The following is a 13,160-nucleotide window of genomic DNA, read 5'->3' as shown; positions in this document are numbered from 1 at the left end:
AACAGTTATTAAACCCAGTTTAGTATAAGACTATATATTTAGAAATCAGAAATATCACCAGCACCTTCACGAACAACAACCGGTACATCTTCAACTAAATTAATGACTGACGTCGCCTCCATACCGCAATATCCACCATCAATTACTAAATCAACCTCATGCTGTAAAAGATCACGAATTTCATAAGGATCCATTAAAGGCTGATCATCCCCTGGCATAATAAGAGAAGTACTCATTATCGGCTCCCCTAACGCTGCCATTAAATCCAGCGCAATAGTATTCTGTGGGATCCTTAAACCAATCGTACGACGCTTAGGATGTAATAACCGACGTGGCACTTCCGTAGTAGCATTCAAAATAAAAGTATAAGCACCAGGGGTATGCGCTTTTAATAACCGGTAAGCCACATTATCCACTTTGGCATAAGTACCGATATCAGATAAATCGCGACACACAAGCGTAAAATTATGCTTATCATCAAGCTTACGAATACGCTTTATTTTTTCTAATGCTGACTTATCACCTAAATGACAACCTAAGGCATAAGCGGAATCTGTAGGGTAGACAATGACGCCACCCTTATTAATAATTTCAACAGCCTGCTTAATTAAACGCGACTGCGGCGTTTCCGGGTGAATCTGAAAAAATTGGCTCACGATCAGACCTGCAATAAGGTTATCTAAGATAGAAGAGATTCTACTGAATAATAGCTCTCATAAACAGAGCAGCTGTTAAAAGCCACACAGAAATTAAGCTTATAATTGCCCTGACATAAAAACTCAGAGAATCTGATGAAGAATATGCATATCACTATCAGGTATTTTTGGATACTTGCCTAATTCACTCCAGCTAAAACCTGTGCAGTGAAAATCACTACCGGCAGATAACGATAAATTATGGCGCTGCGCTGCAATTTCTATTTGTCGGGTTTGTCCCGGATCAATTCCAGGATATCTGGCTTCAATAGCATCACCACCTGACTCCGCAAATGCCGCAATCATTTCCCGAATTTTAGTAAAAGTAAGTTTATATTTAGTCGGATGCGCTAATACTGCGTAACCACCAGCCTGATGCAGACACTCAATTGCAGCAGACATTTCCGGCCATTCTACTTTTATATCACCAGGCTTTCCCGCTCCTAAATATAAACTAAATGCTTTCGCGGGCGAGTCCACTACTCTCGCTGCAACCATTGCCTGAGCAAAATGTGGGCGTCCAATCTGGCCTTCACCTGCCAATGCTTTAGCTTTATCTAATAAATCAGGACAGCCTTTCTTAACCAGACGGGCCGCTATTAATTCCGCCCGCCTATCCCTTAACTGTTTTAACTCCTGCAAATAGTCTTTCAAAACTAAATTATCCGGATCAAAACCAAGACCAACGATGTGGACAACTCTTTTCCCCCAAAGCGCAGTTAACTCAACCCCGGGAATTAATTTCAGAGCATATTCCTGACTGGCGACCTCAGCCTCAGCAACACCATCGGTTGTATCATGATCAGTCAAAGCTAAAATTCTGACGCCTTTACTTGCGGCACGCTCGACCAACTGACGCGGTGATAATTCACCATCAGAACAGTAAGAATGACAATGAAGGTCAGAAAAGGCGAAATCCTCCGCCAGATTGGGTTTATAACTCATCAGGCTCACTTTATACTGATTACATTTTTCCGAAGACGAGCGCACATGAAACTATTACTCGATTTCCTGCCGGTTATTATCTTCTTTATCGTTTACAAAAGCACGAACGATATAATTTTAGCAACCGCCATTCTGATTCCTGCAACCTTGCTACAAATGTTATATACCTGGATCAAAACACGTAAGATTGAAATGATTCAGCTCGTCACACTTGGACTGGTTGTCGTTCTTGGCGGTGCCACCGTTATATTTCAGGACAAAACCTTTATTCAATGGAAGCCAACTGTAGTTACCTGGCTGTTCGCTGTTGCCTTTCTCGGTAGCCAGTACATTGGCGACAAAACAATTATTCAGCGCCTGATGCAAAACGCTATACAGCTCCCCCAGCACGCCTGGCGTCAACTGAATTACGCCTGGGTTGTTTTTTATATAATACTGGGTGCCCTTAACCTCTTCGTAGCCTTCACCATGGATGAAGAAACCTGGGTAAACTTTAAACTCTTTGGCATGATGGGATTAACGTTTCTGTTTATTCTCCTGCAAGGCGTTTACATATCCAAACATCTGGAAAACGAGTCAACACACAGCGACTAAGGACATCAGAATATGTTTTACGCAATAATCAGTGAAGATAAACCTAATACACTTGACCAGCGCATGGCCGCCCGTCCGGCTCACGTAGAGCGTCTGATAGCCCTTAAAGATGAAGGCCGTCTGTTAATTGCAGGACCTCATCCGGCTATTGATTCTGAAGACCCCGGTCCGGCAGGATTTACAGGCAGTCTGGTTGTCGCAGAGTTTACCTCCCTGGGTGCAGCACAAGAATGGGCCAACGATGATCCATATCTGCATCAGGGTGTATACGAGCGGATAGTAGTCAAACCCTATAAAAAAGTATTACCATAAACGGCTTGACGCAGTAATAGTGGCTGTTTTTTCGAGGCATTTTTGGACAAATTTAGCTGCTGTTCAGGTTAATCTGGTATACATAGCGGTTTAATATGTATCCGATTTTATTTGATCTCTCATAAGGACGTATAACAATGAAAAAGCTTGCACTGTGCGCTGGTTTAATTACAGCAATGGGCCTTTCCGGTGTTGCCCAGGCACACGATGATCACGCTGGTTACGCTGTAAACTCTAACGCTACTAACTGGAAAACAAGTGCTGGTGAATGCTGGCACACTTCTGAATTTAAAGCTGAAGACCGTACTGTTGCATGTGGCGCAGAACCTGCTGCAGAACCAGCACCAGTTATGGCTAAAGAAGAGCCTAAAACCAAAACAATGATGGTTTCTGAAACTAAATCATTTGTTGTTAACTTTGCTTTCGACAGCTCAAAAGTAGATTCCGTAAGCAACATTGCTAATTACGCGAACTCTCTTGAAAAACTGGACGCAATCCGCCTGAGTGGTTACACCGATGATATCGGTAGCAACAACTACAACAACGCGCTGTCTGAGCGTCGTGTTAAGGCTGTAGAAGCTGCTCTGACTAACGCTGGCGTTAGCACTTCTAACATCGTTTCACATCACTACGGTGAAGCTGATCCTGTTCGTGCATGTACTGACAAAGGTGCAAGCCAGATTAGCTGCCTGCGCGCTAACCGTCGTGTAGAAGTTGTTATCGAAGGCCAGAACCAAGTTACTGTTAACCAGTAATTCCAAGCCTGTTAAAAAACCGATAGTCTATTCGTTAACATTTTAACGAAACTATCGGTTTTTTTATGTCTCTATTTATTTCCCGCTTCATTACAGCCAGTTTTTTACTTATCTGTATTACTAATACAAGCTTTGCCGATCAGACTTACGCACCACAAAAAGTCATTTACCACATCAATTATCCTGAAACATCCCGGATAAACGCTACTTTTACGAATATCAGTAATCATATAGCAGCAGTTGGTGAAGAAAATATCGACTTGAAAGTGATGATTCACGGCGCTGCCTTAGAATATTTTCTGGCTGCAAACGAAGATGAAGCTAAACAGGTCCGCCTGGATACCATACAGCTTGAAGGAGCTGAATTATTGTTTTGCGGCAACACACTGGATGCTTATAACGTTGTCATTGATAATATATATAGCGCAGAAAAAGAAAACCGGGTTCAGGCAGGCCTACCTGCAATTGTGGCGTTACAACAACAGGGCTATATTTACGTCCGCCCATAAAAAACCACGCATAAGCGTGGTTTTAAAATACTTTTTAGTAAAGCCTATGGAATACCTTTACTTGGCGCTCCTTCATAAGCAATTTTCCACTTTCCGTCTTGCTTTACCCAATACTGACGCTTAATACTACTACCGTTGTAATTGTTGCTACTGTAATTCTGTTCAAACGAAGCCACTAATAAATCAGGCTGATCCGGATACTGATAAAGACTTAGATTTTCAATACCAACATCAATATAGGACTTAGCAGCATTAACCCTGCGCTTATGCGCTACGAAGCGCTTATAGTCTTCCTTCCCGTTATCAAAATCCCGAGAATAGTGACTAACAAATTTATCCGTATTCAGGCTTTGCCAGTCATCTCGCCAACCATTAACAACCTCCACCAGCTCTGTCTGCTTATCCAGCCAGTCCTGACGTTCAACCCACTCAAAGTTAGTACCTAATAATACCGGTGTAGCATCAAAATCAACGATACCATCTAACTCTGAGAAATGTTGATTTGTTAAAGACAAACACCCTTCACTAGCCTGCGGTGGCCGGCTGAACGTATCCTTTGGTGACCCATGTAACCAAATACCGCTACCATTATAACCGTGACGCACATCCCAGACATTCGGATAATTAATTGGCAACGCACCTGAACCATAGCGAGCAGGCAACTGTTCATCGCTTAAACGGCTGGTTGTGAAATACACTCCAAGAGGTGTTTTCAAATCACCACGTATACGTTTATTAACGCCGCCACGCCCATATGAAACATAATAATCATTGATTAAAACAGGAACGCCTTGCTGATTCTCAAACAGATATAACCGTGAGCTGGATATATCAATAACAATGACATGTTCCTGATCGTCAGACATTTTAATCAGGCTGGATGGAATAAGTCCTGCATCAGGACGCACGGATGCAATATTCATCCGGGCTTGCGCTTCTTTGATCAGACCGTTAAGCGTTTTAGCATCAGCATCTGTTTTATTATTACCAACGGCACTGAGGGGCGCTCCCTGAGCGGCCATCAGATCAGCGTAAATTAATTGCGCCAGGCGAAAATCAGGTTGCTCATCAATTAATGTTTTTAACTTATCGACAGCACCATTCAGCTGATTCTGTTGTAAATCTCCAAGGCTCGAAAGCAACAGAGTTTCACGATCCAGAGTTTCATCTGCATAAGTAATCTGATCAGCAATAGCTGGGGCAGATAAACAGGCACAAATGGTCAGTAAACTTACACTGCGTCGTAATGACGCTCCTTGATTAATAAGTCTTCGTATCATTATGAAAATAACCATGCCCTGATGCTATATTTTGAAAGAATTATACAGTTCTATACTGACGCCGCAAACAAGAATGTTAGCGATCACAAACCTCTGTGGACATATATTTATTGCGTTACCCAAAGTGGTTATGACATACCAAAGCAAAAACAGTTTCTCTATGCGTTCGTAGAACTTATCGGCAGATCCCGTCATTTCATAATCCTCATCTCATATAAAATATTTATCGCCTTTATGAGCATATTTTGTACTCTGCTGAAGACTACACAGGACGGGGGCTCGTGCCTTTCTGCTGTAAAAAAGAGTATATAAAATAAACAATTGTCGGCTGAACTTTACTGAATCCTGTGCTATCCAATTAGTACAAGCTAGTAAATTCAGTTCGGATTGATTTATCAGTTCAATCCGGAATTTCCAAGTTTTATGCGTACGGAGGATCCCGTCATGTTTAAACAAATGGAAACCGATTCGCTGGAGCAACTACATTTTTTCAGCGACCCTAGCACCGAATTAAGAGCCATCGTTGCGATTCACAACACGCAACGAGGCCCTGCTCTCGGCGGCTGCCGGTTTATTCCTTACTCAACTACCAACGAAGCCATTACGGATGCGATTCGTCTGGCGAAAGGCATGAGCTATAAAGCGGCTTTAGCAGGCTTACCCTTTGGTGGCGGTAAAGCAGTCATCATTCAACCTGACACAATCAAAGACCGGCATGCTCTCATGCGCAGTTTCGGCCAATCAATTCACAGCATGAACGGGCAGTACATAACTGCTATGGACAGCGGCACTCTGGTTGATGATATGGACGACATTGCTCAGCAAACAAACTTTGTATCCTGTACCCGCCATATGGGTGATCCGTCCCCAGCTACTGCCAGGGGAGTATTAGCCGGTATTCGCGCCAATCTTAAATACACGACCGGCAGTGACATACTCAAAGGCAGACACATCGCAATACAGGGCTTAGGGCACGTGGGCTTAAGCTTAGCGACGCAGCTGCATAATGCGGGTTCTCATCTGACTGTCACTGATATAGATGACAACAAAATGCTACTGGCCAGACAACAGCTGAATGCAGATATCTGTAGCCCTGAAGAGATCTATGGCATCAATTGTGACGTATTCAGTCCATGTGGTCTGGGGGCTGTTATCAACAGTGAAACAATCTCCAGGTTGCGTTGCGGCAGTATTGCCGGCTCCGCGAACAACCAGCTAGAAGCTCCTGAAATGGGTCTGCAGTTAAAACAGCGCAACATACTGTACGCCCCTGACTACGTGATAAATTCCGGCGGCCTGATGTTCGTGGCGATGCGTTATCAACAACTGACTGATGTAGCGATCAGTAACAAAATAGCAGGCATTTTCGACACTTTGTCAGATATCTATCTGGACGCAAAACAAGATAACCGGGTAATCAGCGATATAGCTGACCAACGGGCATTGGAGATTATTCAGCAGTCCGGTCCAAATCAGTTTCAGGCTGCCTGAAACAAATAAGGAGTGCATCAGATGACACAGGTATATCAGGGCGAAATCAATTTTCGTCGCTTTCTTGACGAACAAGGTACACCGGTTGCTGAACTTCCCATCTGGGCCAGCCAACCTGAAATACTGCAAAGCTATTACCGCAATATGGTTTTAGCACGCCAGCTGGACACTAAAATCATCGCGCTGCAGCGAACCGGCCAAATGGGTACTTATCCGTCTATGTTAGGTGCCGAAGCCATAGATGCTGTCAGCGGCGGCCTAATGCTTCCAGAAGATGTCCTGGTGCCTTACTACCGGAATCATCTATTACAGATAATACGTGGAGCGGAAATACTCGACGTCCTGAATTATTGGGGAGGAGACGAACGCGGCAACGCTTCTTCAGGTTATGGAGAGGACTTTCCTAACGCCGTGCCTATCGCGACACAGAGTTTGCACGCTACAGGTGTAGCAACAGCCTTTAAAATCCGGGGCGAAAAGCGCGTAGCAGTTAGTTTTTGCGGTGATGGTGCAACATCCAAAGGGGACTTCCTGGAAGCCCTCAATGTGGCTGGCGCCTGGCAACTGCCCGTGGTTTTCTTCGTCAATAACAACCAGTGGGCAATTTCAGTACCACGCAGTATTCAGTGTGGCGCCGAAACACTGGCCCAGAAAGGCCTCGCCGCAGGCATCCGTAGTGAACAGGTCGATGGCAATGACGTTATCGCTATTCATGAAGCTATGGCAGATGCCCTAAAACATGCCCGTGACGGTAAAGGCGCCACTATGATTGAAGCCATCAGTTATCGGTTAAGTGATCATACAACCGCCGATGACGCTACCCGTTACCGTCATAACGATGAACTCAAAGCCGCCTGGCAAAAAGAACCGGTTAAACGCTTACAAAACTATCTGGCTGCCAACGGATGGTGGGATGAAATTCAGGAACAAGCTTGGTTGAACGAGGTACAGCAAATCATTCAGGCTCAGGTAGATACATATCTGGCGATGGATACACAGCCTGTCGAGAGCATGTTCGACTATCTATATGCCGAGGTACCAAAGGCCCTTCAGGAACAGCGAGCCAGTGCTTCCATTAAGGCTATGACAGGAGGGTCACATCATGAGTAATGAAACACATAATGTCACCATGGTTGAAGCTATTAATCTGGCGCTGATGTCTGAAATGCAGAAAGACGAATCCGTGATTATTCTGGGTGAAGACGTCGGCACCAACGGCGGTGTATTCCGTGCCACCGTAGATCTTCGTGAAACCTTTGGCATTAAACGGGTTCTGGATACACCACTGGCAGAAAACATGATCGCCGGCCTGAGTATAGGTATGGCTACCCAGGGACTCAGGCCAGTCGCTGAAATTCAGTTCATGGGATTTATCTTCCCAACAATGGAGCAACTGATCTGTCACGCAGCACGAATACGCAACCGAACCCGCGGCCGCCTCAGTTGCCCGCTTGTTATCCGTGCGCCATTTGGTGGTGGTATTCATGCCCCGGAACACCATTCTGAAAGTACAGAAGCACTGTTATCACACATACCGGGAATCAGAGTTGTCATCCCCTCATCCCCTGCCCGTGCGTACGGTTTGTTACTGGCAGCTATCCGTAATCCCGATCCGGTCGTATTTCTTGAACCCAAGCGAATATACCGACTCAGCGCCCAACCAGTGGAAGATAACGGCCAGGCCTTACCCTTAGATACATGTTTCACACTACGCGAAGGCAAAGACATAACGCTGGTTAGCTGGGGAGCGATGATCAAAGAGACGTTGGAAGCAGCCGATGCGCTTAAACAACAGAATATTGAATGCGAAGTCATTGATGTGGCCTGTATGAATCCTCTGGACCACGACACAATTTTGTCCTCTGTCGCTAAAACAGGCCGTTGTATTGTTATTCACGAAGCACCAAAAAGCTGTGCTGTCGGTGCAGAGATTTCAGCAACGATTGCAGAACGTGCACTTCTGAGCCTGAAGGCACCGGTACAACGAGTAACCGGCTACGACACAGTCATGCCATATTACAAACTAGAGCAGCAGTATATGCCCAACACCGCTGACATCCTTGCAGCAGTTCAGACAACACTGGAGTTCTCATGAAGTATTTCAAATTGCCTGATTTAGGCGAAGGCCTACCGGAAGCCGAAATTCTTGAATGGCTCATCAAAGAAGGTGATGAGGTCAAAACAGATCAGATTTTGGTATCCGTTGAAACAGCTAAAGCCATCATCGAAATCCCCTCACCTCAGGACGGCACCATTGCACATTTATTCGGCGCTGATGGCGACACTATCCATACCGGCGAACCACTGATCGAATTTGCTGGTGAGGAAGACGCAGACACAGGTACCGTCGTTGGTAAACTCAGCCAGGAAGCTGCCAGCAGTGACGATCATTTTTACATTGGCGCAGCACCCAGCACTCAGCACCACCAGCCGCAAATGACACCGGCCGTCCGGGCTCTGGCTCAACGTTTAGGTGTAGATATAAACCAGTTACAGGGTAGCGGTCATGATGGCCATGTTACTCCCCGCGATATTGAACATGCCGCTCATCTGGATCAGCTCCACGGTAAGGCCGAACCGCTTCGGGGTGTCCGTAAGCAAATGGCAAAAAATATGGCCAGGGCTCAGGCAGAAGTCGTTCCTGTCACGCTCAATGATGATGTCGATATCAGCGGCTGGACAGGAAAACAGGATATAACAATGCGCCTCATGCATGCTATCGCGGCAGGCTGTCGCGCTGAGCCAGCCCTTAACGCCTGGTTTGATGGCCCACGCTTGGCCAGACGCCTGCACAGTAAAATTCACCTGGGCGTTGCTGTCGATACTGAACAAGGCTTATTTGTGCCTGTAATGCGCGATATAGGTAACCGGAATCAGGATAACCTCCGTCTGGGTCTTGATAACCTGCGTAATGACGTTATAAACCGCACCATTCCGCCTGCTGAATTAGCCGGCAATACCATCACGCTGTCTAATTTCGGCACCATTGCCGGTCGTTACGCAAACCCAATAGTCGTACCACCAACTGTGGCTATCCTTGGAGCTGGCGCTATCTACCAGACCGCTTCAGCTAACGCCAAAGGCACATTTGAAATGCACCCCATGCTACCTCTGTCTCTGACCTTTGATCACCGTGCTGCTACCGGTGGAGAAGCGGCCCGCTTCATGCGGGCCGTTAAAGAGGATTTGATTAAAAATCAAATAGTTGATTCAACACAAAATGAGGAAAAATTCGTCAGAGAAGAGCAATCTTGAACTACACTGATTAATAAAGGTTGACCGAGAAAAGTGTTATGAGTCCTTAAGTAAGACAATTTAATTCAAGTTTAAGGAAGGTGGGACATGAATATTTTTGAACAATACAAAGCACGCTTTGATGCCACGCTGGAGCAAGAGTATAGCCTGCAAGAGTATTTAGATATCTGTAAAGAAGATCCGATGGCGTATGCCAGTGCGGCAGAACGTATCCTGAACGCAATCGGTAAACCAGAACTGGTGGATACTTCCCATGACCCACGGCTCAGCCGGATATTTTCCAACAAACTTATCCAGCGCTATCCTTCCTTCGATGAATTCTATGGAATGGAAGACGCCATAGAACAAATTGTTTCCTACTTCAAACATGCCGCGCAGGGACTGGAAGAACGCAAACAAATCCTTTATCTGCTAGGTCCTGTTGGGGGTGGTAAATCCTCTCTGGCAGAACGTCTGAAAGCGTTAATGGAGCATATTCCTTTCTATGCTATTAAAGACTCACCTATCAATGAGTCACCGCTAGGCTTATTCAACCCTACTGAAGACGGCGCTATTCTTGAAGAAGAATATGGTATTCCACGCCGCTACCTGAAGGGTTTAATGTCACCATGGGTCGTCAAGCGCCTGAATGAATATGGCGGTGATATAAGTAAATTCAAAGTGGTAAAACTATATCCTTCCATTATTAATCAGATAGCCATCGCTAAAACTGAGCCAGGCGATGAAAACAACCAGGATATATCCAGCCTGGTCGGTAAAGTCGATATACGTATGCTGGAAGAGTTTCCTCAGCATGATCCGGACGCCTATAGTTTTTCCGGTGCTCTCTGCCATGCCAACCAGGGAATGATGGAATTCGTCGAGATGTTCAAGGCCCCAATTAAAGTACTGCACCCTTTACTGACAGCAACTCAGGAAGGCAATTACAACAGTACAGAGGGTATGGCCTCTATTCCGTTCGAAGGCATTCTTCTTGCGCACTCAAACGAATCCGAGTGGCAAAGCTTTAAGAACAACAAAACCAACGAGGCTTTTATCGACCGTGTTTATATCGTCAAAGTGCCTTATTGCATGCGCGTATCAGAAGAAGTTCACATCTATCAGAAACTGCTGGAGCACAGTTCATTACGTCATGCGCCTTGCGCACCAGACACCCTACATATGTTGGCTCAATTCTCTGTACTGTCTCGTATTAAAGAACCTGAAAACTCTAATACTTTCTCTAAGATGCGTATTTACGACGGTGAAAATCTCAAAGATACAGATCCTAAAGCGAAATCCTTACAGGAATACAGAGACTCAGCCGGTGTAGACGAAGGTATGGAAGGCCTTTCAACCCGTTTCGCGTTCAAAATTCTTTCCAAAGTATTCAATTTCGATCCGGTAGAAATTGCCGCGAACCCCGTACACCTGATGTATGTTCTGGAACAGCAAATTGAACAACAGCAGTTCCCAACTGAAGTGCAGGAACGTTTAATAGGCTTCCTCAAAGAATATATCGCACCTAAATATATAGAGTTCCTCGGTAAAGAAATTCAGACCGCGTATCTTGAATCATACTCAGAGTATGGTCAGAACATATTTGACCGTTACGTTACTTATGCTGACTTCTGGATTCAGGATCAGGAATATCGCGACCCTGAAACCGGTGACATATTAAACCGTGTAGCCATCAGCGAAGAACTTGAGAAAATCGAGAAACCAGCCGGTATCAGTAACCCTAAAGACTTCCGCCATGAAATCGTCAACTTCGTACTGCGTGCGCGAGCTGACAACAAAGGAAAGAATCCTTCATGGAACAGTTACGAAAAAATGCGTACCGTCATTGAAAAGAAAATGTTCTCTAATACAGAAGACCTGTTACCAGTCATTTCTTTCAATCCTAAGGCGTCCAGTGAAGACCAGAAGAAACACAGCGAATTCGTTAAACGTATGACCGAAAGGGGTTATACAGAGAAGCAGGTTCGCTTGTTATCTGAATGGTATATCCGGGTCAGAAAATCGCAGTAACTGACACCTGAAAACAGCTGGAGGACGAGTATGAGTTATATCATTGACCGTCGCCTCAACGCGAAGAAGAAAAGTACCGTAAACCGACAGCGTTTTCTGAGGCGTTATAAAGCGCACATTAAACGCTCCGTAGAAGAGGCTGTAAACACCCGTAGCATTACTGATATAAATCAGGGCAGCGAAATATCTATACCAAACAAAGATGTTTCCGAACCGGTACTCCACCACGGCAGTGGTGGTTTCAGGCAACGGGTATTTCCTGGCAACAAAGAATTTGTTGTCGGGGATGAAATCGAACGCCCACAAGGTGGCGGAGGTGGCGGTGGCGCCGGTGAAGGCTCCGCCAGTAATCAGGGGGAAGGTGAAGATGACTTCACCTTCCAGATCAACCAGGAAGAGTTTCTGGACTTCATGTTTGAAGACCTTGAGCTGCCTTACATGATCAAAAAACAGCTGCGGGATGCCACCAGCTTTGAGACCCGCAGAGCAGGCTTTACCAGCGTGGGCTCCCCGGACAAGCTTAATGTTATCCGTTCACTGCGATCAGCACAGGCCCGACGTATTGCGCTCTCAGGTAAAGAACGGCGTGAAATCCGGATTCTGAAAAAGGAACTGGATCAACTTGAATTAATGCTCCCGGACGAAAGTGCCAAACTGAAAATGGCGGATATTGAAGAACAGATCGAGGTGCTAAAAAAACGCATCAAGCGTATGCCGTTTATTGATGAGTTCGATCTTAAATATAACAACCTGATACGCACTCCTGTGCCCAGCAGTAAAGCGATGATGCTCTGTATCATGGACGTATCCGGTTCAATGACTCAATCGATAAAAGATATCGCCAAGCGCTTCTTTATCCTTCTCTATCTGTTTCTGAACCGAAACTATAAACAGATAGAGCTGGTATTTGTGCGCCACCATACCCACGCAAAAGAGGTAGATGAACAGGAATTTTTCTATTCTCGCGAAACCGGCGGCACCATCGTTTCCAGCGCGCTGAATCTGTCCGCTGATATCATTCGCGACCGTTATCCAAGTAACGACTGGAACATATATGTCGCACAGGCCTCAGACGGCGATAACTGGGATGGCGACTCACACATTTGCAAGCAAGTACTGCAGGAACAGATCCTGCCACTCACACAATACTTCGCGTATATCGAAATCACTACTGGCCCGCCCCAGAACCTCTGGCTGGAATACCAACAGATACAAGAACAGTTTGAAGAAAGTTTTGCGATGCATAACATCACCGAAGCTGCGGATATCTATCCTGTATTCCGTAAGCTGTTCGAGAAAAAGGAGTGACCTTAT

General features: G+C 45.5%; 13 protein-coding genes. 10 read left to right on the top strand and 3 right to left on the bottom strand.

Annotation, left to right across the window (positions count from 1 at the left end; all coding sequences use genetic code 11):
- Positions 1-38: 38 nt before the first annotated feature.
- Positions 39-656 (bottom strand): L-threonylcarbamoyladenylate synthase, encoded by a 618-nt coding sequence (locus OCU49_RS05855; protein ID WP_261844045.1) that lies wholly within the window; start codon positions 654-656, stop codon positions 39-41.
- Between the two features lie 123 nt (positions 657-779).
- Entirely contained in the window at positions 780-1,640 is an 861-nt protein-coding gene (locus OCU49_RS05850) for a PHP domain-containing protein (RefSeq protein ID WP_261844044.1), read from the bottom strand.
- A gap of 45 nt (positions 1,641-1,685) precedes the next feature.
- On the opposite strand from OCU49_RS05850, the gene OCU49_RS05845 reads away from it, so the two are divergent.
- From OCU49_RS05845 to OCU49_RS05830, 4 genes are all read left to right on the top strand, one after another.
- Positions 1,686-2,234 carry a septation protein A gene (locus OCU49_RS05845; RefSeq protein WP_261844043.1) on the top strand — a complete coding sequence of 183 codons (549 nt, stop codon included), beginning with the start codon at positions 1,686-1,688 and terminating at the stop codon, positions 2,232-2,234.
- A 12-nt stretch (positions 2,235-2,246) separates the two neighbouring features.
- The gene (locus tag OCU49_RS05840; RefSeq protein WP_261844042.1) at positions 2,247-2,546 is read left to right on the top strand and encodes a YciI family protein; all 300 of its coding nucleotides are present in this window, start codon (positions 2,247-2,249) and stop codon (positions 2,544-2,546) included.
- Between the two features lie 137 nt (positions 2,547-2,683).
- On the top strand, positions 2,684-3,301 hold the full coding sequence (locus OCU49_RS05835; protein ID WP_261844041.1) for an OmpA family protein: 618 nt from the start codon (positions 2,684-2,686) through the stop codon (positions 3,299-3,301).
- A gap of 65 nt (positions 3,302-3,366) precedes the next feature.
- Positions 3,367-3,810: a DsrE family protein gene (locus OCU49_RS05830; protein ID WP_261844040.1), complete on the top strand. Its 444-nt coding sequence runs from the start codon at positions 3,367-3,369 to the stop codon at positions 3,808-3,810.
- Positions 3,811-3,854: 44 nt separating this feature from the next.
- Here OCU49_RS05830 and OCU49_RS05825 read toward each other — a convergent pair whose 3' ends face one another.
- Complete coding sequence (locus OCU49_RS05825) at positions 3,855-5,090, bottom strand: L,D-transpeptidase family protein (RefSeq protein WP_261844039.1); 1,236 nt, start codon at positions 5,088-5,090, stop codon at positions 3,855-3,857.
- 444 nt (positions 5,091-5,534) lie between these two features.
- Here OCU49_RS05825 and OCU49_RS05820 point away from each other — a divergent pair, with 444 nt between their 5' ends.
- The 6 genes from OCU49_RS05820 (at position 5,535) to OCU49_RS05795 (ending at position 13,154) form a co-directional block, all read left to right on the top strand.
- Complete coding sequence (locus tag OCU49_RS05820) at positions 5,535-6,581, top strand: Leu/Phe/Val dehydrogenase (RefSeq protein ID WP_261844038.1); 1,047 nt, start codon at positions 5,535-5,537, stop codon at positions 6,579-6,581.
- Positions 6,582-6,602: 21 nt separating this feature from the next.
- Positions 6,603-7,691, top strand: coding sequence for a pyruvate dehydrogenase (acetyl-transferring) E1 component subunit alpha (gene pdhA, locus OCU49_RS05815; RefSeq protein ID WP_261844037.1), 1,089 nt, complete (start codon positions 6,603-6,605; stop codon positions 7,689-7,691).
- Positions 7,684-8,676 carry an alpha-ketoacid dehydrogenase subunit beta gene (locus tag OCU49_RS05810; protein WP_261844036.1) on the top strand — a complete coding sequence of 331 codons (993 nt, stop codon included), beginning with the start codon at positions 7,684-7,686 and terminating at the stop codon, positions 8,674-8,676. Before pdhA ends, OCU49_RS05810 begins: the two co-directional genes overlap by 8 nt.
- Positions 8,673-9,836: a dihydrolipoamide acetyltransferase family protein gene (locus OCU49_RS05805; RefSeq protein WP_261844035.1), complete on the top strand. Its 1,164-nt coding sequence runs from the start codon at positions 8,673-8,675 to the stop codon at positions 9,834-9,836. The genes OCU49_RS05810 and OCU49_RS05805 overlap by 4 nt, the downstream gene beginning before the upstream one ends.
- Before the next feature lie 87 nt (positions 9,837-9,923).
- Positions 9,924-11,846, top strand: a complete 1,923-nt coding sequence (locus OCU49_RS05800) for a PrkA family serine protein kinase (protein ID WP_261844034.1) — start codon at positions 9,924-9,926, stop codon at positions 11,844-11,846.
- Positions 11,847-11,876: 30 nt separating this feature from the next.
- On the top strand, positions 11,877-13,154 hold the full coding sequence (locus tag OCU49_RS05795) for a YeaH/YhbH family protein (RefSeq protein ID WP_261844033.1): 1,278 nt from the start codon (positions 11,877-11,879) through the stop codon (positions 13,152-13,154).
- Positions 13,155-13,160: the final 6 nt, after the last annotated feature.

The organism is Aliamphritea ceti, assembly GCF_024347215.1.
GTDB lineage: Bacteria > Pseudomonadota > Gammaproteobacteria > Pseudomonadales > Balneatricaceae > Amphritea > Amphritea ceti.
Note: the sequence above shows the minus strand (reverse complement) of the source record. Positions and strands in the feature narration are given on the sequence as shown.

Excerpts from the sequence above, each read along its gene's own strand:
- OCU49_RS05795 (WP_261844033.1), top strand. The coding sequence starts at position 11,877 with ATGAGTTATATCATTGACCGTCGCCTCAACGCGAAGAAGAAAAGTACC.
- OCU49_RS05810 (WP_261844036.1), top strand. The coding sequence starts at position 7,684 with ATGAGTAATGAAACACATAATGTCACCATGGTTGAAGCTATTAATCTG.
- OCU49_RS05845 (WP_261844043.1), top strand. The coding sequence starts at position 1,686 with ATGAAACTATTACTCGATTTCCTGCCGGTTATTATCTTCTTTATCGTT.
- OCU49_RS05820 (WP_261844038.1), top strand. The coding sequence starts at position 5,535 with ATGTTTAAACAAATGGAAACCGATTCGCTGGAGCAACTACATTTTTTC.
- OCU49_RS05825 (WP_261844039.1), bottom strand. The coding sequence starts at position 5,090 with ATGATACGAAGACTTATTAATCAAGGAGCGTCATTACGACGCAGTGTA.
- OCU49_RS05830 (WP_261844040.1), top strand. The coding sequence starts at position 3,367 with ATGTCTCTATTTATTTCCCGCTTCATTACAGCCAGTTTTTTACTTATC.
- OCU49_RS05835 (WP_261844041.1), top strand. The coding sequence starts at position 2,684 with ATGAAAAAGCTTGCACTGTGCGCTGGTTTAATTACAGCAATGGGCCTT.
- OCU49_RS05800 (WP_261844034.1), top strand. The coding sequence starts at position 9,924 with ATGAATATTTTTGAACAATACAAAGCACGCTTTGATGCCACGCTGGAG.
- pdhA (WP_261844037.1), top strand. The coding sequence starts at position 6,603 with ATGACACAGGTATATCAGGGCGAAATCAATTTTCGTCGCTTTCTTGAC.
- OCU49_RS05805 (WP_261844035.1), top strand. The coding sequence starts at position 8,673 with ATGAAGTATTTCAAATTGCCTGATTTAGGCGAAGGCCTACCGGAAGCC.
- OCU49_RS05840 (WP_261844042.1), top strand. The coding sequence starts at position 2,247 with ATGTTTTACGCAATAATCAGTGAAGATAAACCTAATACACTTGACCAG.
- OCU49_RS05850 (WP_261844044.1), bottom strand. The coding sequence starts at position 1,640 with ATGAGTTATAAACCCAATCTGGCGGAGGATTTCGCCTTTTCTGACCTT.